Source organism: Nocardia ignorata NBRC 108230, from assembly GCF_001612905.1.
Taxonomy (GTDB): Bacteria; Actinomycetota; Actinomycetes; order Mycobacteriales; family Mycobacteriaceae; genus Nocardia; species Nocardia ignorata.
The window spans coordinates 250,426-268,240 of record NZ_BDBI01000011.1; the positions used below are offsets into that span (position 1 = coordinate 250,426).

A 17,815-nucleotide genomic window follows, 5' to 3' on the forward strand; every position below is an offset into this window, starting at 1 on the left:
CCGGCTCCGACGTGGCATGATCACCACCGACCGCATCGGCCGCGGCAAGGACGCCGCCCACCTGGAACCGGCTTCGCTATGAACCTCGACGACCACGCAGACGAGTGGGCTCGGCGCCTGGCCGAGCTCGGTCCGGTTTCGCGGGATTCGCTCGTCGAGCAGGTCCGCCGCATCGTCGCCGACCTCGGCGAGGCGCCGCACGAGGCCGCGTTCGAGGCAGGCGAACGAGCCGCGCGAGCGATAGCCGACCTCGGCCTCACCGACCCGGCCGTCATCGCCGTGTCGGTTCCGGTACTACGCGCGGTCGCCGAATCGGCGAGACCGCGCGACCTCGCCACCGGCGATGCGCTGCTCGGCGGATTCGGCACCGGCTTCGCGCGCGCCCTGTGCGCCGCGCCCCCGCATGCCGAGGGCTATGAGATCGCCTTCCACCACTCCTCGATCGGTATCTCCATCGGCGACGAGAACGGCATGATCCTCGACGCGAACCCGGCCTTCGAACGGCTCATCGGCCGCGGCCTGGCGGAGCTGCGCAGCACGACCGGTTTCACGATGTTCCCGGCCGACCGCCAGACCGAGGTGCGTGAACGGGTGATGCGCGCCCTCGACGACTCGCCCACCGGCAGCATCCAGATCGAAGGCCGATTCCCCCGCCAGGACGGATCGATGGTGTGGACTTCCTGGACCGTCACCCGCTGCGCCTCGGCCGACGGCGAACGCCGTTACCTGCTCGGCTTCGGCGAGGACATCACCGAAAGACGCACGACCACAGAGCAATTGCAGTGGCAGGCGATGCACGACCCGCTCACCGCCCTACCGAACCGGCGGTACCTGCTCGACCGGCTGCATACCGTCATCGACGAGGCGGATCCGGAGGCGAGGGCGGGGGTGTGCGCGCTGGATCTGGACAACTTCAAAGAGGTCAACGATTCGTTCGGCCACATCGTCGGCGACAAATTGCTCGCCGCCGTATCGAACAGGCTGGAGTCGGCGGCCGCCGCACTCGGGTGCGTGCTGGCGCGGACCGGCGGCGACGAGTTCGTCGTCCTCGCCGAGCCACCGGCCGACCAGGACCTCCTCGACCGGCTGGTCGCCGCGCTCCACAAGGCACTGAGCACCCCGGTCACCGTCGACACCGTGAGCATCGACGTGGCGGTGAGCATCGGCGCGGTCCTCGTCGCGCTGATGGGCCAGGGGCCCGACCACCTGCTCACCCGCGCCGATCAGGCTCTCTACGCCGCGAAATACGCGGGCAACTGAACGGTCCGGATCACTCCGGCGGCTCCGGGCTGCGGATCTCGTCGGGCACGGAACCACCGGCCACGTCGGCGGCGATGCCGAGGTCCTCTTCGTAGCCGACCCGCGGAGCGACCTCGTTGCCGTCCTGATCGAGTTCGACCGAAGACGACCCGGCCGCCTGCGGCGCGGAACCGGGAACCACATCGGGTTCCTCCTCGGCCAGGCGTTCGTCCAGCCCCCGCGGGGTGGCCTCTTCGGCCGGGGTCATCCCGTATTTCGTGACGCCGGTCCAGTGCTCCGGCGGGTCCATACCGGCTTCCAGCGGGTCTTCCCGCAGGCGGTCCTCATCGAGGTCCTCACTGCTGTTGAGCGCGGCCGGATCGGTTTCGACCGAGTCGGGCGCGCCGGTGTCCTGGGGCGGGTCGTAGGTGTCGTCTGGTTCGGTCATGCCGTGGCCCTACCCCGCCGCCGGCACCGCAAACGGTACCGGTGTGCCAAAACGTAGCTGGCGCGGTGGTGCAGACGAGCACTGAAGCTCACTCCATGCCGCGAGACCACCACTTCCATGCTCGGCGACACGATTTAGCTGGAAAATTGCGACGCGCAGATCGGTCCCATCCCATCCGCCCGCAGGACCGAATACATGACGGGTCACCGCCCATCGGCGGGTGGCGATCCTCGCGCCTCACCGCCGCCACGCCCCACTCCCGCTGCCCCCGTTCATATTTCGAGCCCGAACGCGAGGAATTCTCGATGATCACCGACGCACAACCCGACCGCTGCCCCGAGATCGCTCCCCCGGAACACACTCCCGCGCCGGAACCGAAACGCACCGACCTCACCCCTCTCGCACTGCCGGCCCTCGGTACCTCGGTGGTGATGCTCGGCCTCGGCGCACTCGCGGTGTTCCCCCTCGGGCGCTGGATGCACGAGTACGGCATCATGCTCGTCCTCACCGGCTACATGCTCCACATCGCCTGCTTCACCGCCCTGGCAGCGTGGGGATTCGCCCAGCTCAACCACCATCGGCTCGACGAGGACGAACCGGGGCTGTGACGCCCCCGCGGGGCCGTCGGCGACGTAACGGGCACAATGGTCGGGGTGAAACCCTGGCAACCCGACACCGGCTCGGCATCCAACGGGCAACTGGTCGATGTCGACGACGTGCGCGCGCTGCGCGACCAGTTCGTCGACTTCATGCTCGGGTACAAGTTCGCGATCGACGAGGTCACCACCAAGATCAACATCCTGCGCGAGGACTTCAACAACACCCACGCCTACAACCCCATCGAGCACGTCGGCTCGCGGCTGAAGTCGCCCGAGAGCGTGCTCGAGAAGGTGCGGCGCAAGAACTACGCGATGAACCTGGCCGCCATCCGCGAGAACGTGCTCGACATCGCCGGTGTGCGGGTGGTGTGCAGCTTCATCTCCGATATCGCCACCATCCGGGACCTGCTGGTCAGCCAGGCCGACATCACCGTGCTCGAGGAGCGCGACTACATCACCCACCGCAAGCCCAACGGGTACCAGAGCCTGCACCTGATCGTGTCGATCCCGGTATTTCGCGCCGGGCACACCCAGCGGGTCCCGGTGGAGATCCAGATCCGGACCATCGCCATGGATTTCTGGGCCAGCCTCGAGCACAAGATCTATTACAAATACCGGGGTGAGGTGCCGCCGAACCTGCGCAGCGACCTCGCCCAAGCAGCCGAGGCGGCCACCCAGCTCGACGAGAAGATGGAAGCGCTGCACCGCCAGGTCGATCGAGCCGCCGAGCCCAAAACCGCCGCCGGTGACGCCCTCGACCTCAGCGTGCTCTATCACAGCCTCACCAGCCGGCCATTTCCCGGAGATCTCCGCGCCTAGTCCGTGAATCGCGCTAGGGTCGGCCGCAGGAGGAGTCGATCATGAGCGCATCGAAGGACCGCACGCCCAGTCAGTGGGAGGAGATCGTCGCCGCCGACCCGTCGCATTCGGCGAGGTACGTGCAACGATTCCGCACCCTCGCAGCCGAGGGCACCGACATCGTCGGTGAGGCGCGACTGGTCGACGCCATGCTCGGACGTGGCGCGCGCGTGCTCGACGCGGGCTGCGGACCCGGCCGGATCGGCGGCTACCTGCACGACGCGGGGCACACCGTGGTCGGTGTCGATGTGGACCCGGTGCTCATCGACGCCGCCCGCGCCGATCACCCCGGCCCCACCTGGCTCGTCGGCGACCTCGCCGAACTGGATCTGCCCACCCGCGATTTCGACGCCATCGTCTGCGCGGGCAATGTGCTCACCTTCCTCGCGCCGTCCACCCGGATCGCGGTGCTCGAGGGCTTCTCCCGCCATCTCGCACCCGCGGGCCGCCTGATCACCGGCTTCGGCGCCGAGCGCGGTTACGAGTTCGCCGATTTCCTCGACGACACCGAAAAAGCCGGACTCACAACCGATCTCCTGCTGTCCACCTGGGACCTTCGACCCTTCCGCGACGACTCCGACTTCCTCGTCGCGGTGTTCTCACGAACCTGACCCGGAACAAATACTTGACTGATTCAAGAAAACGGGGAAGACTTCGTGGCGTGCCGACGGACCAGGAATTCCAGCAGATGCTGCGGGGAGTTTCACTGCGCGTCACAGCTCCGCGTGTCGCGGTGCTGGGCGCTGTGCACGAACATCCGCACGCCGATACCGATTCGGTGATCCGGGCGGTTCGCTCGCGACTGCCCGGTGTGTCCCACCAGGCGGTCTACGACTCGCTGCGCACCCTGACCGGCGCCGGACTGCTGCGCTGCATCCAGCCACGCGGCCTGGTCGCCCGATACGAGTCGCGCGTCGGCGACAACCATCACCACCTCATCTGCCGGGACTGCGGCGCGATCTTCGACGTCGACTGCCAGGTCGGCGAAGCACCCTGTCTCACCGCGGCCGACGACCACGGCTTCGCCATCGATGAAGCCGAGGTCATCTACTGGGGCCTGTGCCCCGACTGCGCGCACGCACCGTCCACCCCTAACGAGTAGTCCGCACCACCCGTCCAGGAAGGAATATCGTGACCTCCGATAGCCGCCCACCCACTCCTGACACCGAGACCTCGAGCACCAGCGAGAGCGAGAACCCCGCGATCCCCTCGCCCGAGCCCAAGGCGCATCGCCCGCAGACCAATCAGGACTGGTGGCCCGAGCAGATCGACGTCTCGGTCCTGCACGCTCACTCGTCCAAGTCCAACCCGCTCGGCGAGGACTTCGACTACGCGAAGGAATTCGCCGAGCTCGACGTCGAGGCGCTCAAGGCCGACATCGCCGCGGTCCTCACCGATTCCCAGGACTGGTGGCCCGCCGACTACGGCAACTACGGCGGCCTGTTCATCCGGATGAGCTGGCATGCGGCCGGTACCTACCGGATCGCCGACGGCCGCGGCGGCGGCGGGCAGGGCGCGCAGCGCTTCGCCCCGCTCAACAGCTGGCCCGACAACGCCAATCTCGACAAGGCGCGCAGGCTGCTGTGGCCGGTGAAGCAGAAGTACGGCAACAAGATCTCCTGGGCCGACCTCCTGGTGTTCACGGGCAATGTCGCGCTGGAGTCGATGGGCTTCAAGACCTTCGGCTTCGGCTTCGGCCGCCCCGACATCTGGGAGCCCGAAGAGATGTTCTGGGGCCCGGAAGACACCTGGCTCGGCGACGAGCGCTACAGCGGTGACCGCGAGCTCTCAGGACCGCTCGGTGCGGTGCAGATGGGCCTGATCTACGTCAATCCGGAAGGGCCCAACGGCAGGCCCGACCCGGTAGCGGCGGCCCGCGACATCCGCGAGACCTTCGGCCGGATGGCCATGAACGACGAGGAGACCGCGGCGCTGATCGTCGGCGGGCACAGCTTCGGCAAGACCCACGGCGCGGGTGACGCGAGCCTGGTCGGACCCGAGCCCGAGGCCGCCCCGATCGAGCAGCAGGGTCTCGGCTGGAAGAGTTCCTTCGGTACCGGCAAGGGCAAGGACGCCATCACCAGTGGACTCGAGGTCGTCTGGACCGCGACACCCACCCAGTGGAGCAACGGCTTCCTGAAGAACCTGTACGGCTTCGAATGGGAACTCACCAAGAGCCCCGCGGGCGCGTGGCAGTGGAAGCCGAAAGACGGTGCGGGCGAAGGACTCATCCCCGATCCGTTCGGCGGTCCGGCCCGCACGCCGACGATGCTCACCACCGACCTGGCCCTGCGCGAGGACCCTATCTACGGTGAGATCACCCGGCGCTGGCTCGATCATCCCGAGGAGCTGGCCGAGGCCTTCGCCAAGGCCTGGTACAAGCTGCTGCACCGCGACATGGGTCCGCTGAGCCGCTACCTCGGCCCGTGGGTGGCCGAGCCGCAGCTGTGGCAGGACCCGGTCCCGGCCGTCGACCACGAACTGGTCGACGACAACGATGTCGCGGCGCTCAAGCGCACCGTGCTCGACTCCGGTCTCACCGTCGCCCAGCTGGTCAAGACGGCGTGGGCGTCGGCGGCCAGCTTCCGCAGCACCGACAAGCGCGGCGGCGCCAACGGTGCCCGCATCCGGCTGGAACCGCAACGCGACTGGGAGATCAACGAGCCGGCCGAGCTGGCCAAGGTGCTCGAGGTGCTCGAGCGGATCCAGCAGGACTTCAACGCCTCGGCCACCGGTGGCAAGAAGATCTCGCTGGCCGACCTGATCGTCCTCGCCGGTTCCGCGGCGGTCGAGAAGGCCGCCCAGGACGCCGGTCACACGGTGACGGTTCCGTTCCACCCGGGACGCACCGACGCCACCCAGGAGTCCACCGACGTCGAGTCGTTCGCCGTGCTCGAGCCGCGCGCCGACGGATTCCGCAACTACGTGCGTCCGGGTGAGAAGGCGCCGCTCGAGCGTCTGCTGCTCGACCGCGCGTACATGCTCGATGTGACCGCACCGCAGATGACCGTGCTGGTCGGCGGCTTGCGTGCGCTCGGCGCCAACCACGGTGGCAGCTCGCACGGTGTGTTCACCGATCGCCCGGGGGTGCTGTCCACCGACTTCTTCGTGAATCTGCTCGACCAGAACACCGAGTGGAAGCCGGCCGAGTCGGGCGAGAACGTCTACGAGGGCTTCGATCGCAAGACCGGCGCCAAGCGCTGGACGGCCACGGCCAACGACCTCGTGTTCGGCTCGCATTCGGTGCTGCGCGCGGTCTCGGAGGTGTACGCCCAGAGCGACGCGGGCGAGAAGTTCGTGCGGGACTTCGTCGACGCCTGGGTCAAGGTGGTCGACAACGACCGGTTCGACCTGCGCTGATCCCCGACGACGGCCCGGAACCCACCACGGTTCCGGGCCGTCGTCGTGTTCAGGCGGGGTGACCCGGTTTCAATTCGGCGACCGCGCTCAGGTGCAGGATCGCGTGGTCGGTCGACGGCGCTTCGGCCGCGACGGGCGCGAGGAGCACGCCGAGATGGTCGCCGAGGTCGATGCGCTCGAGGATCTCCCCCGCGAACCAGCCGGCCGCGCTGGTGAGGACCGGCAGCCCGTGTGGGCCGGTGTGCCAGTCACATCTGGCGAACTTGTCGGTGTCGTCCCCGGTCGTGGTGGCGAACAGCCCGGCCACCTCGAAATGCCGGGCCGCGATCAGATGCACGGCGAGATGTGTTGCCGTTTTGGCTGTTTCGTAGGTGTGGTTGCTCTTGGACAAGCCGACGAGGAACCGGCGCGGCTCGATACTCACCTGCGTGGCGAATCCGACGAGGCAACCCGCGCGCTGGCCGTGCGCGCTGGTGGTGACGATCCAGACGGGCGCGTCCGCCGCCGAGATCACCGCGTCGAAGGAGTCCGTGGGGTCGGTGTCGGCAGACATGGGGTCGAGTCTAGAAGTTTTCGTCACGGCCGAAGACACGTGAAATTCACACCGATCGTCGCTCGAGCCGGATGCGGATGCCCGCCATGCGCTCGGAGCCGCCGCGCAGCGCGCTGCCTGCCAGCCCGATGCGGGCGACCAGGCCGTACTTGCGCTTCATCAGACCGGTGAAGTGCGCACTTTCGCCGGGCGTCAGTACCTCGGCGAACCCGGGCACGGGAACGCCGAGCGGGTTGCCGCGCCAGTCGCAGGAGCAGACCGTCACCCGACCGCTGTTGCGGATTCGCTTCACCTTTCCGGTGTCCGCCGCGGTCCATACCGCCAGCGCCGCCCCGTCGCGCATCGCCCAGACCGGCGTGGGAACCGGCCTGCCGTCGCGGCGAAATGTGGTGAGCAGCAGATATTTACCGGTGGACAAGTCGTCGAGCATCGTGTCGAGGTGATCCATGCCATGATACTAACCAGTTAGTTAGATTGCGGCATCGAGCCGCTCGATGATCGGCAACAGAGAAGGAAGCCGCGTGGCGCGATTCGTTTGGGCTTTTCTCGCGGGGTTCGTCTTGGGCACCCCCGCGATTCCCGTCGGTCTTTCGCTGTCCTTGCCCGGTCCGATCGCCCTGTTGGCCGTGATACTGGGCGCGGCGTGCTGTGTCATCTTCGCGGTGGTCGCGATGGAGCGCGTCAGACTGGCCTGGCAGTCTTGGCGTGTCCGCCGGAAACCAGCTGCGCTGCAGGCTAATTCGACAACAATCAAACAGGTAGGGGCTTCGATCGACATCGGCGAGCACGCGGTGGAAGGCCGGCTGCCCGGTGCCGCGGGGCAGCGGGCACGGCGCGTCCTCGCCCGGTTCGGCGCCCCGGGTTTCGGCATACTCGGGCCCGCCCTTTTCGGCACCTGGGGCTCGGCCCTGCTCGGTGCCGCACTGGGAATCCCGCGCCGACGACTCATCGGCTGGCTGATGACCGGAGTCACCGTGTGGTGCACCGTGCTGCTGGTTGCCTCCGACGCGGTCCTGGTCTACTTCGGAATCGGATGACACCGCCGACAATCCGCGGAACTACGATGACCCCCATGTCCCGAGCCGAGGCCACCAAGGCACGCATCCTCCAGGCGGCCACCGAGGAGTTCGCGACATACGGCATCGCCGGAGCCCGGGTGGACCGGATCGCCAAGGCCGCGGCAGCCAACAAGAACCTCATCTACATCTATTTCTGCAGCAAAGATCAACTGTTCGACGCCGTCTTCGATGCCCATGTCACCCACGGCCTCGACTCGGTTCTCTTCACCGCGGACGACCTCCCCGAGTACGCCGGGCGGCTCTTCGACTACTGCCGAGCCCATCCCGAAGTCATCCGGCTCGCCACCTGGCACCGCCTCGAGCGCGGCGATCAGGACCCCGCTGGTGCGACGCCGGCGCGCGAGGTGAAGCTGGAAGCGCTTGCCGCCGTGCAGAAGGCGAACAACATCGGCTCCGGCTTCTCACCCGGCACCCTGCTGACGCTGGTCCTGAGCATCGCGCTCGCCTGGAATCCGGGCAATGCCGCCGGTGTGCCGGCTTCCGATGCCGAGACCACCGACGACCGCCGCCGCGCCGTCATCGAGGCCGTGCGCCGCCTTCTGTGACACGCACGGACGAAACCGTGGCGGGCTAGGAGTCGTCTTCTTCGTCGTCGTCCTCGTCCTCGTCGGGATCGACCAAGTCCACATCCAGGTCGACCGAGAAGCCCGGAATCGACAGTGGGTCGCCCGATTCGTGCATGGTGAGGTACTCGGTACCGAGGCCGAGGCGGTGCAACAGGACCGTGGTGACGGTCGCGGCGGCGCGGGCATCGGTGGACACATCGGACCAGCAGCGCAGCGCGGTGTCATCGGGGCGCTCGGTGAAGCCGAGGGCGGCCAGGTGGTGGCGCGTGGCATCGGTGACCGCGGCGGACACGCGGATCTCGTTGGAAGACAGCGTGAATCGCACCTGACGATCCGGGGACTGCTCGAGGTCGTAGAAGTCGAGCACCAGGGGTTGCGGGCCCGGACCGAGGGCGCGCATCGCGAGATGGAGGCTGGTCACGAGGTCGGTGAGCAGGCCGCGCAGGTGCGCGAGGGTGTACACGCTCCACACTTCGGCCCCGCGACCGGAGGGTCCCGCGGACCACGTGTAGTCGACCTCGTAGTCGTCGGCGCTGGTGTACTCGAGGTCGTGCTCGTCGGCGGGAATCCAGTCGTCCTCGTCGAGGAATTCCGGGTAGTGGTATTGCGTTTTCCAGTTCCACCATCGGCGGTTCCCGTCGACCTCGACCGAGCGGATACCCAGCTCGAGGTCTCCGTCGGCCGCCAGTTCGAGGGTGTACAGCGTCGGCCCGTCGATCCAGCCGACGTCGAGATCCTCCGAGAGGCCGCTGTACCAGCTGGGCTCACCCCACGCCGCCACCGCGCGATCGAGGTAGGTGCGGAACTGTTCCGGCTCGATCTTCGCGACGGGAACGGAGAACAGTCGGCAGGGCTTGTTCTCGTCGTAGGGATCGTCGTCGCCGAAGGTATGGGTGCCTGCGGGCATGTCGGGAATGTCGACCGAGCCGTCGCTCGCGAGTGTGCCGCCCATCGCGCGACAGGCGCGTTCGATGTCGGTGCGCGTGCAGTCACGGAAATCGGCGGCGCGCAGGCGCGCGAACAGGTCGGTCAAGCGGGTGTCGGGCAGGAGCTCCATACCGAGACAGTAGGCCGAGGTACCGACAGCTTCTCGGTGGAAGCTGTTGCAGGGGTTGTTGATTCATTGCCACGCACCGATTGCCGCCACCGCGGATTCGCGATCGGCGTGTCCCCATTCGAGTTGAAAATGATGTTCAGTAGCATGTGCGCTATGACGATCATTCATGAGCGCCGCGGGGGGCGTGCGGGGACCGGGACCTCGACCGGGGAACCGGCCGCGGCCGAGGCCGTATTCCTCGACGCGACGCTGGCGTTGCTCGAGCCGTTGGCGGTCGCGCCGGGACAGATTGTCGTCGATGTGGGGCCGGGGGCCGGAACGTCGACCGTCGCGTTGGCACGAGCTGTCGGTGAGGCGGGGCGTGTGTACGCGGTGGACCTCGATCCGGCGATGCTCGAGCTGACCATCGAGGCCGCGCGTGCGGCCGGGGTCAGTGACCGGGTCCGCGCGGTCCTGCACGACCTCGAGGACGGCGCACCACCACTACCCGAACCGGCCGACGTGGTCTGGTCGTCCTGGTGTGTGCACCACGCACACGACTGGGACGCGGCCGTCCGCTCCCTCACCCGACTGCTGCGACCCGGCGGCGTCCTCGGCATCGCCGAGGGTGGTCTGCCCACCCGCTGCCTGCCGTGGGACATCGGAATCGGCAGGCCCGGCCTGGAGATTCGGCTCGACGAGGCGCACGATCAGCAGTTCACCCGCTGGTTCTTCGACCGTGCGGCGGCGGTGCGACCGCGCCGCGCGTGGACGGCGATCCTCGCCGACGCCGGTCTCGTCGACGTCACCGCCTCGACAGCCCTGGTCGACCTGCCCGCTCCCCTGTCCACCGAGGTCCGCCGGGTCGTGCTGGACGAATTCGCCGCGCGGGTACGCCGGGCGGCACCGTACCTCGACGACGCCGACACGGCGGTCTGGCAGCGACTCCTCGACCCGCACGACGAACACTGGCTGGGCACCCGCGACGACCTCGCCCTCCTCAGCGCGCGCACCGCTTTTCGAGGCCGCACCCCCGCCTGACCCGATCGCTCAGCTGCTCATTCCCTCGCACCGCCGCACCACCTCGAGCACCCGGTCGATTTCGCCGGGGATGTTGTAGACGTGCACGCTCACCCGCACGGCGTGGTCGTCGGAATGACGGCCCGCCTGGCAGTGCCCGTCGGCGCGCACCATGATCCCCTCGTCGGCGAGCACGAAGCCCAGGTCGTCGGAGCGCACCGCGCGATGTCGGAAGGTCACCAGTGCCTCGCGCCGCTGCACGGTCGATTCGGCGGTGAGACTGTCCTGACAGCCGAGCACCTGCACTCCCGGCAGTCGGGCCAACCCGTCGGTGAGTCGTAGGGTCAAAGCGCTTGTCCAGGCGCCGATCTCGGCCGTTCCGGCGGCATCGAGCCAGTCGAAGGCGGCGGCCATGCTGACGATGCCCGCCGTGTTCGGCGTCCCCTCCCACCCGCGTATCGCGAAGCGCGGGCCACGCCGATTGCGCGCCCACACCGCCCCGATGCCGGGCAGGGCCAGCATCTTGTGCCCGGAGAACACCACGAAGTCCACATCGAGGTCGGCGACCGACACCGGCCGGTGCCCGACGCTCTGCGCGGCGTCGAGACAGATCGGCACATCGGGTCCCACCGCCTGACGCACCCGGTGCACGTTCATGTCGACACCGAAGACGTGATGCACGTGGGTGACGGCGACGAAGCGAGTGCGGTCGGTGACCACCGACGGCAGGGCCCGGTGGTCGTAGTCACCGGAGGCCGGATCGACCGGCATCGCGACGATGCGCACGCGAATTCCACCGCGCGCCAGGTCGTCTCGCATATCGAGCCAGGGACGCAGATTGGCTTCGTGGTCACCGAACGGAACGATGATCTCGTCACCGTCGAGGAGCTGATCGGCCAGCCAGTCCTGCGCCACCGCCCGCAATCCGTGACTCGTGCCGCCGACGAACTCCACCGAGGAACCGGTCGTGGTGTCGCCCAGGGCGATTCGTACCCGATCGCGGGCACGCTCGATGCGGCTGGTCGTCGCGGTCGCCCACGGATAGGAGCCGCGCCCGACATTGGCATTGCCGGTGGTGAGGAAATCGGTGACCGCGTCGAGCACCGCGGCCGGTTTCTGGGTCGTGGCCGCGCTGTCGAGATAGGCCACATCGGGATTGCGCGTGAGAATCGGGAACTGGGCGCGTAGTCCGGCCTGCCAGTCGGCCAACCGGTCGAGAACGTCGTCGGTCATGGCTCAGTCCCTGACCAGTGGTGCGCCGGCGTCGCGCCAGGCCACGACACCGCCGCGCAGACTCCGCGCGTCCCGGTGCCCCATCCGGGTGAGCAGGGCCGCGTAGCGCGCGGACTTCTCACCGACCGGGCACACGAGCAGCACCGGGGTGCCCGCACCGAACGGCAGCCCGCCGTGGACCAGTTCGTCGAACAGCTCGTCGACGATATTGATCGAGCCCTCGATGTGGACGGCGCTGTAGGCGAAGGAACCGCGCAGGTCGACGACCACCGGCCGGTCCCGGGCGATCCACTCACGCGCCTGGTCCACGTCGACGGTTGCCACGGCGGCGATCTCGGCGTCGGTCACCGTGCTCACCGAGTTCGGGCGCACCGGTTGCTCGAGCAGATCGGGCCTGCGCTTGCGCACATAGCTGAGATAGCTCTCCACCCGATCGCACACGATGAACACAGCGGTGCGCCGCTCGGTGAGCTCCGCGTCGACGGCCCGCAGATGACGCAGCGCCCCGAAGTAGGCGGCGCCCGCCGTCGGCCCGCCGAGGATCCCGCAGCGGCGGTTGAGGGTGAGCATGCCCTCGATCGCCTCCTGCGAGGTCACCGCGTCGATGGTGTCGTAGTTGTCCGGGTCGAACAGGCCGACCTCGTTGATCTCGTCGATATTGCGGATACCGGGGATGAAATCGGACTTGTCGGCGACCAACCCGATCACCGAAACCGCCGGATTGTGTTCGCGCAGCACACCTGCCACCCCTGTCGAGGATCCGGCGGTGCCGATACAGGCGACGAAGATGTCGGGACCCGCGCCGTCGAGGTCCTTGATGATCTCCGGCGCGGTCCCGGTGCGGTGCGCGTCGAGGTTGCGGGTGTTGAAGTACTGATCGGTGTGCAGGTAGCCGCCGCCGTCCTCGGACAGCATCCGGTACATGCGGCTGAGCGGGTCTTCGGTGTCGGTCGGGTCGAGGCATTCGGTCTGGCCCGGCAGCTCCTCGATGCGGGCGCCGAGCAACAGCAGCAGCTCTTTGATCTCGGGCACCTTCATGCGATTGGTGACGCTCTTGAACGGCAGTCCGTGCATCGCCGCGATCACCGCCAGCGCCTTGGCGGTGTTGCCGCTGGACAACTCGACCACCGCGTCACCCTGTTCCACGGCTCGGGACAGGCCGTCGCGCACCATGTTCCAGGCCGGACGGTCCTTCACCGAACCGAACGGGTTGAGCATCTCCATCTTCGCGTAGAGGTCGATATTGGTGAGCCCGTGTACGGCCGGATCGATCCGGACCAGCGGTGTGTCCCCGATGACGTCGAGAATGCTGTCGTACTTCATGCGCGGTTCCCTTCCACGGGCCAATACTGTTCATCCAGGCACCACGTCCACCCGCCCGCGCCGGGGCGGACCGCGATCGTGCGGGCGACCGGTTGCATCAGCGCGGAATCGGCCGCGAAATCCATGAAGTAGCCCGCCGTGTTCACGAACGCGAGCAGATCCCCCGGCACCGGAGTGCGCGCCAGGGTGACTTCGCGGCGGGTGATGAAGTCGTCTTCGAGACAGAGATTGCCCGTGAGGTACACAGCGACCGGCTCGCCGGCGCGTTCGGGCAGCAGCACCGGATCCATCAGCACCGCATGGTGTTCGGCGCTGATGTCACGGGAATTCGCGGCCACCCGGACCAGAGTTTCGCCCTCCTCGGTGGTGCGCACCTCCGAGACCAGGGCAAGGGTGAGGCCGCATTGGTCGGTCAGCGAGCGACCGGGTTCGATGTGCAGGTCGTAGAGGTTTTCCAGCAGCAGGGTGGCCAATGTCCGGCCCAGCGAGGGCGACTCGCGGCGCAGCAGTTCGTCCAGATAGTCCGCACCGGCGAGTTCGCGATGGGCGGGATAGAGGCCGAGGGTGCCGCGCAGGGTGCCCGCCTGTGCGCGCAGGCCGTAACCGTGGCTGTGCCAGGTCATGGGTGGGCGTGTGCCGAGCACCGCGTTGCCGAGTTCGGTGGTGTAGCGGTGCCATTCGGCACGGTCACGCAGGTAGCTCACGCCGAAACCGCCGCCGATATCGATCGCGGTGGGGGTGAATCCCCTGATCTGGGCTTCCCGCATCGCCAGCAGGCACCCTTCCAGGGCCAGGGCCTTCTCGTCGAGGCCGGTGGTGTCGAGGTGGTAGGCCATGCCACGCAGGTCGAGGGCGTCGCGGTGCCCGTCGAGAAGGTCGAGGGCCGAGGGCAGTTCGCGGATGTGCAAGCCGAAACGGCTGCGTCTGCTGGCAATGGTCACCCCGGGCGAGTCGAACGCCGACAGCCGGATCATCACCCGCGTTCGCGGCAATCCCGAATCGGTGACCAGCCGGGCCAGCTCGGCGAGCTCCTCGCGAGAGTCGGCGTTGACGACCGCACCGACCCGTGCGGCGAGCCACAGGAATTCCCGGTCCTTGGGACCGGTCGCCATGATGCGGTCGCCGGTGAACCCGCACTCGAGCGCGTGCCGCAGCTCCCCGAGCGAGGCCACGTCGATTCCGCACTCCCCCGCCGCCAGCGCGCGGACGATCGCGCTCGACCGGTTCGCCTTGTGCGCGAAGAAGATGTTCCCGCTCAGCCGGTGCGCGCCGTACACGGCGCGGTAGCTCGCCGCGTTCTCCTCCAGTTGTTGTGGCACAACCACATTCAGTGGCGATCCGAGCGCGGCCACCAGCTCCGCGAGCCTGCCGGGAGTGTCGAGTACCGCGCGAAGCGACCCACCGATTCGCGGCGTCAAGACCAGGTCCGGTTCCACACTGCCCCCATCCGAGCCACGTTTGTTGACAATGATTTTCGCTAGGACATCATGTCCCCGACCCCTTTCCCACACAAGCCGGCGAGCGTCACTGCGCCACAACAGGTTCGATTTCCAGGGTAGCCACCACCGCCCGCAGGTGACCGGTTTCGCCCTTCCGATATGCGACACTGACCCGATGAGCGATGCCGACGCCGGTGCGGGCAGCTACGTCGAGAAGGGCGAGTTCCGCCGCGACACCAACTACATCACCACACGCATCACCGCCGACGGCCGTGACGGCTACCCCGTCGAACCCGGCCGCTACCGCTTGGTCGCGGCCCGGGCCTGCCCGTGGGCCAACCGCACCCTGATCGTGCGTCGCCTGCTCGGGCTCGAGCCGGTGCTGTCACTCGGCCTGTGCGGGCCCACCCACGACAAACTCAGCTGGACCTTCGACCTCGACCCGGGCGGCGTCGATCCGGTGCTCGGTATCCATCGCCTGCGTGACGCCTACCTGGCCCGGTTCCCCGACTATCCGCGCGGCATCACCGTGCCCGCGATGGTCGAGATCGCGACCGGGCAGGTGGTCACCAACGACTACGCCCAGATCACCCTCGATTTCTCCACCGAGTGGAGCGCCTATCACCGGCCGGGCGCGCCGCAGCTGTATCCCGAAGCGTTGCGCGACGAGATCGACGCGATCGACCGGGAAGTGTTCACCGAGATCAACAACGGCGTGTACCGCTGCGGTTTCGCCGGGGCGCAGGACGCCTACGACGCGGCCTACGACCGGCTCTTCGCCGCGCTCGACCGGGTGAGCGAGCGGTTGCGCACCCAGCGCTATCTCGTCGGCGACACCATCACCGAGGCCGACGTGCGGCTGTTCACCACCCTGGCCCGCTTCGATCCGGTCTATCACGGCCACTTCAAGTGCAACCGCACCAAGCTCAGCGAGATGCCGGTGCTGTGGGCCTACGCCCGCGACCTGTTCCAGACACCCGGCTTCGGCGACACCATCGACTTCGGCCAGATCAAGGAGCACTACTACGTGGTGCACCGCGACATCAATCCCACCGGCATCGTCCCGAAGGGCCCGGACCTGTCGAACTGGCTCACCCCGCACCACCGCGAGGAACTGGGCGGCCACCCCTTCGGCGACGGCACCCCACCGCCCCCGCCGCACCCCGGCGAACAAGTACCCGCGATCACGCAGTGACCAGCCCCACCGGTGAAAATGGTTGCGCCTGATTGCCTTTCCGAATCCGGGGTATGCGCTCAGCGGGTCCAACGGACGGCCCACGGTCACCGACGCTGACCGAGCGATCTGTCTGGAAGGAACGAACTGTGAGTCTCGCGGACAAGGCGAAGCACAAGGCCGAAGAGCTCATCGGCAAGGCCAAGGAAGCGGCGGGCAAGTCGACCGACGACCGCTACCTCGAGCACGAGGGCAAAACCGATCAGACCAAGGCCAACCTCGAGGACGCGGGCGAGAAGGCCAAGGACGCCTTCCGCCACTGACACCTGACACCCCGCGAAACGCCTCGAACCCTTCGGGTTCGGGGCGTTTCCTTCTGCCCGGACCGCACCCTGGCGGGCATCGTCCTAAGGGAACGTTAGGAACCTCCGTTGTGGCTTCCGTGGGGGCTGTGACAGCCGACACAGTGGTCTGCGACGGCGCACTGCGGCGCCGAAAGAGGAGGTCCAAGGTGACAACGACACAGGTCGGTGGTGAGAAGCGGGTCGTCGCGAATGTGTTGCGCGGGTCGATCGGCAATCTCGTCGAGTGGTACGACTGGTACGTCTACGCCGCGTTCAGCGTGTACTTCGCGAAGGCGTTCTTCCCCGACGGCGACCCGACGGCCCAGTTGCTCTCGACGGCGGCGGTTTTCGCGGTCGGGTTCATCATGCGCCCGATCGGTGGGTGGGCGCTGGGCCGCTACGCCGACCGGTTCGGTCGACGCGCCGCGCTCACCCTGTCCGTCACCGTGATGGCCGCCGGTTCGCTGATGATCGCGGTGACGCCCGGCTTCGCGACCATCGGCATCGCGGCGCCCGTGCTGTTGCTGCTGGCGCGGCTGCTGCAAGGACTCTCCGTCGGCGGCGAATACGCCACCAGCGCCACGTATCTGTCGGAGGTGGCCTCCCCGGGGCGGCGCGGCTTCTACTCCAGCTTCCAGTACGTGACCCTGGTCGCCGGCCAGCTCACCGCCCTCGGTGTGCAGATCGTCCTGCAGCAGGTGCTCTCCGCCGAGCAGATGTACAGCTGGGGCTGGCGCATTCCGTTCCTGATCGGCGCGGGCGGCGCCATCGTGGTGATGCTGCTGCGCCGCGGCATGGACGAGTCGGAGTCGTTCGAGGCCGCGACGAAGACCACCGGCGCGGCCCCGAGCAGCTCGCGCGGTTCGCTGCGGGTGCTGTTGCAGTACCCGCGCGAATGCCTGCTGGTCGTGGGCCTGACCATGGGTGGCACCGTGGCGTTCTACACCTACACCACCTACATGCAGAAGTTCATGATCAACACCTCGGGCATCTCCAAGGACACCGTCGCCTGGATCAACTTCGTCGCACTGCTGGTCTTCGTGGTGCTGCAGCCGATCGCGGGCGGACTGTCCGACCGCATCGGTCGCCGCAAGCTGCTCATCTTCTTCGGCGTCGCGGGCACCCTGCTGACGGTGCCGATCATGACCACCCTCGCCCACACCGCCAACCCGCTGGCCGCCTTCGGCCTGATGATGCTCGCGTTGGTGATCGTCACCGGCTACACCTCGATCAACTCGATCGTGAAGGCCGAACTGTTCCCGACCAAGATCCGCGCGCTCGGCGTAGGCCTGCCGTACGCGCTCACCGTCGCCATCTTCGGTGGCACCGCCGAGATGATCGCGTTGGCGCTGAAGAAGGCGGACCTCGAGTCGCTGTACTTCTTCTACGTCGCCGGATGTATCGGGATCTCGCTGCTCACGTACTACTTCATGCGGGAGACCTCGGCCGAGTCGACCATCGAAGCCGAGCGCGAGGTCCACGCCGACCCGGTGGAGCCGGAACGGACGATGGCCGCCGTGCGTGGCTGACCGTGCGGTACACGC

The 17,815-nt window shown here is 67.8% G+C and carries 19 protein-coding genes; 12 read left to right on the plus strand and 7 right to left on the minus strand.

Translation table 11 applies throughout. The annotated features are described in order from the left end of the window. The first annotated feature begins 78 nt into the window (after positions 1–78). Positions 79–1,260, plus strand: a complete 1,182-nt coding sequence (locus NI2_RS10540; protein WP_067488914.1) for a sensor domain-containing diguanylate cyclase — start codon at positions 79–81, stop codon at positions 1,258–1,260. 10 nt (positions 1,261–1,270) lie between these two features. Here the strand turns inward: NI2_RS10540 and NI2_RS10545 are convergent, their stop codons facing one another. Next, positions 1,271–1,687, minus strand: coding sequence for a hypothetical protein (locus tag NI2_RS10545; protein WP_067488916.1), 417 nt, complete (start codon positions 1,685–1,687; stop codon positions 1,271–1,273). 305 nt (positions 1,688–1,992) lie between these two features. Between NI2_RS10545 and NI2_RS10550 the strand changes: the two genes are divergently transcribed. The 5 genes from NI2_RS10550 to katG all read left to right on the plus strand — a co-directional run bounded on the left by NI2_RS10550 (position 1,993) and on the right by katG (position 6,504). Beyond that, positions 1,993–2,295, plus strand: coding sequence for a hypothetical protein (locus NI2_RS10550; protein WP_067488917.1), 303 nt, complete (start codon positions 1,993–1,995; stop codon positions 2,293–2,295). Between the two features lie 36 nt (positions 2,296–2,331). Then, positions 2,332–3,105 carry a GTP pyrophosphokinase gene (locus tag NI2_RS10555; protein ID WP_067488918.1) on the plus strand — a complete coding sequence of 258 codons (774 nt, stop codon included), beginning with the start codon at positions 2,332–2,334 and terminating at the stop codon, positions 3,103–3,105. Between the two features lie 41 nt (positions 3,106–3,146). Then, positions 3,147–3,755: a class I SAM-dependent methyltransferase gene (locus NI2_RS10560; protein ID WP_067488919.1), complete on the plus strand. Its 609-nt coding sequence runs from the start codon at positions 3,147–3,149 to the stop codon at positions 3,753–3,755. 77 nt (positions 3,756–3,832) lie between these two features. Next, the gene (locus tag NI2_RS10565) at positions 3,833–4,246 is read left to right on the plus strand and encodes a Fur family transcriptional regulator (protein WP_174552199.1); all 414 of its coding nucleotides are present in this window, start codon (positions 3,833–3,835) and stop codon (positions 4,244–4,246) included. Between the two features lie 29 nt (positions 4,247–4,275). Continuing rightward, entirely contained in the window at positions 4,276–6,504 is a 2,229-nt protein-coding gene (katG, locus tag NI2_RS10570) for a catalase/peroxidase HPI (RefSeq protein ID WP_067488921.1), read from the plus strand. A 49-nt stretch (positions 6,505–6,553) separates the two neighbouring features. On the opposite strand, the gene NI2_RS10575 is transcribed toward katG, so the two are convergent. Then, positions 6,554–7,057, minus strand: coding sequence for a flavin reductase family protein (locus tag NI2_RS10575; protein ID WP_067488923.1), 504 nt, complete (start codon positions 7,055–7,057; stop codon positions 6,554–6,556). A 46-nt stretch (positions 7,058–7,103) separates the two neighbouring features. Next, positions 7,104–7,505, minus strand: a complete 402-nt coding sequence (locus NI2_RS10580) for a PPOX class F420-dependent oxidoreductase (protein WP_067488925.1) — start codon at positions 7,503–7,505, stop codon at positions 7,104–7,106. Positions 7,506–7,578: 73 nt separating this feature from the next. On the opposite strand from NI2_RS10580, the gene NI2_RS10585 reads away from it, so the two are divergent. Continuing rightward, positions 7,579–8,094 (plus strand): hypothetical protein, encoded by a 516-nt coding sequence (locus NI2_RS10585; protein WP_133734091.1) that lies wholly within the window; start codon positions 7,579–7,581, stop codon positions 8,092–8,094. 35 nt (positions 8,095–8,129) lie between these two features. Continuing rightward, positions 8,130–8,681 carry a TetR/AcrR family transcriptional regulator gene (locus tag NI2_RS10590; protein WP_067489195.1) on the plus strand — a complete coding sequence of 184 codons (552 nt, stop codon included), beginning with the start codon at positions 8,130–8,132 and terminating at the stop codon, positions 8,679–8,681. Between the two features lie 25 nt (positions 8,682–8,706). Here the strand turns inward: NI2_RS10590 and NI2_RS34395 are convergent, their stop codons facing one another. Beyond that, positions 8,707–9,759, minus strand: coding sequence for a hypothetical protein (locus NI2_RS34395; protein WP_067488929.1), 1,053 nt, complete (start codon positions 9,757–9,759; stop codon positions 8,707–8,709). A 153-nt stretch (positions 9,760–9,912) separates the two neighbouring features. On the opposite strand from NI2_RS34395, the gene NI2_RS34400 reads away from it, so the two are divergent. Beyond that, on the plus strand, positions 9,913–10,779 hold the full coding sequence (locus NI2_RS34400) for a class I SAM-dependent methyltransferase (RefSeq protein WP_067488930.1): 867 nt from the start codon (positions 9,913–9,915) through the stop codon (positions 10,777–10,779). A gap of 9 nt (positions 10,780–10,788) precedes the next feature. Here NI2_RS34400 and NI2_RS10605 read toward each other — a convergent pair whose 3' ends face one another. The 3 genes from NI2_RS10605 to NI2_RS10615 are packed head-to-tail and all read right to left on the minus strand — an operon-like array spanning position 10,789 to position 14,750. After that, positions 10,789–11,991, minus strand: a complete 1,203-nt coding sequence (locus NI2_RS10605) for an aminotransferase class V-fold PLP-dependent enzyme (RefSeq protein ID WP_067488931.1) — start codon at positions 11,989–11,991, stop codon at positions 10,789–10,791. 3 nt (positions 11,992–11,994) lie between these two features. Beyond that, entirely contained in the window at positions 11,995–13,314 is a 1,320-nt protein-coding gene (locus tag NI2_RS10610; protein ID WP_067488932.1) for a pyridoxal-phosphate dependent enzyme, read from the minus strand. After that, on the minus strand, positions 13,311–14,750 hold the full coding sequence (locus NI2_RS10615) for a type III PLP-dependent enzyme domain-containing protein (protein WP_067488933.1): 1,440 nt from the start codon (positions 14,748–14,750) through the stop codon (positions 13,311–13,313). Before NI2_RS10615 ends, NI2_RS10610 begins: the two co-directional genes overlap by 4 nt. 178 nt (positions 14,751–14,928) lie before the next feature. Between NI2_RS10615 and NI2_RS10620 the strand changes: the two genes are divergently transcribed. From NI2_RS10620 to NI2_RS10630, 3 genes are all read left to right on the plus strand, one after another. After that, a complete protein-coding gene (locus NI2_RS10620) occupies positions 14,929–15,948 on the plus strand; it encodes a glutathione S-transferase family protein (protein WP_067489198.1) in 1,020 nt (339 codons plus the stop codon). Between the two features lie 128 nt (positions 15,949–16,076). Beyond that, entirely contained in the window at positions 16,077–16,250 is a 174-nt protein-coding gene (locus tag NI2_RS10625) for a CsbD family protein (protein ID WP_067488935.1), read from the plus strand. Between the two features lie 188 nt (positions 16,251–16,438). Beyond that, a complete protein-coding gene (locus NI2_RS10630; RefSeq protein ID WP_067488937.1) occupies positions 16,439–17,800 on the plus strand; it encodes an MFS transporter in 1,362 nt (453 codons plus the stop codon). Positions 17,801–17,815 lie beyond the last annotated feature (15 nt).

Bases quoted from the DNA above. Each gene is read 5' to 3' on its own strand.
- NI2_RS10540 (WP_067488914.1), top strand. From the start codon at position 79: ATGAACCTCGACGACCACGCAGACGAGTGGGCTCGGCGCCTGGCCGAG.
- NI2_RS10545 (WP_067488916.1), bottom strand. From the start codon at position 1,687: ATGACCGAACCAGACGACACCTACGACCCGCCCCAGGACACCGGCGCG.
- NI2_RS10550 (WP_067488917.1), top strand. From the start codon at position 1,993: ATGATCACCGACGCACAACCCGACCGCTGCCCCGAGATCGCTCCCCCG.
- NI2_RS10555 (WP_067488918.1), top strand. From the start codon at position 2,332: ATGGTCGGGGTGAAACCCTGGCAACCCGACACCGGCTCGGCATCCAAC.
- NI2_RS10560 (WP_067488919.1), top strand. From the start codon at position 3,147: ATGAGCGCATCGAAGGACCGCACGCCCAGTCAGTGGGAGGAGATCGTC.
- NI2_RS10565 (WP_174552199.1), top strand. From the start codon at position 3,833: ATGCTGCGGGGAGTTTCACTGCGCGTCACAGCTCCGCGTGTCGCGGTG.
- NI2_RS10575 (WP_067488923.1), bottom strand. From the start codon at position 7,057: ATGTCTGCCGACACCGACCCCACGGACTCCTTCGACGCGGTGATCTCG.
- NI2_RS10580 (WP_067488925.1), bottom strand. From the start codon at position 7,505: ATGGATCACCTCGACACGATGCTCGACGACTTGTCCACCGGTAAATAT.
- NI2_RS10590 (WP_067489195.1), top strand. From the start codon at position 8,130: ATGTCCCGAGCCGAGGCCACCAAGGCACGCATCCTCCAGGCGGCCACC.
- NI2_RS34395 (WP_067488929.1), bottom strand. From the start codon at position 9,759: ATGGAGCTCCTGCCCGACACCCGCTTGACCGACCTGTTCGCGCGCCTG.
- NI2_RS34400 (WP_067488930.1), top strand. From the start codon at position 9,913: ATGACGATCATTCATGAGCGCCGCGGGGGGCGTGCGGGGACCGGGACC.
- NI2_RS10605 (WP_067488931.1), bottom strand. From the start codon at position 11,991: ATGACCGACGACGTTCTCGACCGGTTGGCCGACTGGCAGGCCGGACTA.
- NI2_RS10610 (WP_067488932.1), bottom strand. From the start codon at position 13,314: ATGAAGTACGACAGCATTCTCGACGTCATCGGGGACACACCGCTGGTC.
- NI2_RS10620 (WP_067489198.1), top strand. From the start codon at position 14,929: ATGAGCGATGCCGACGCCGGTGCGGGCAGCTACGTCGAGAAGGGCGAG.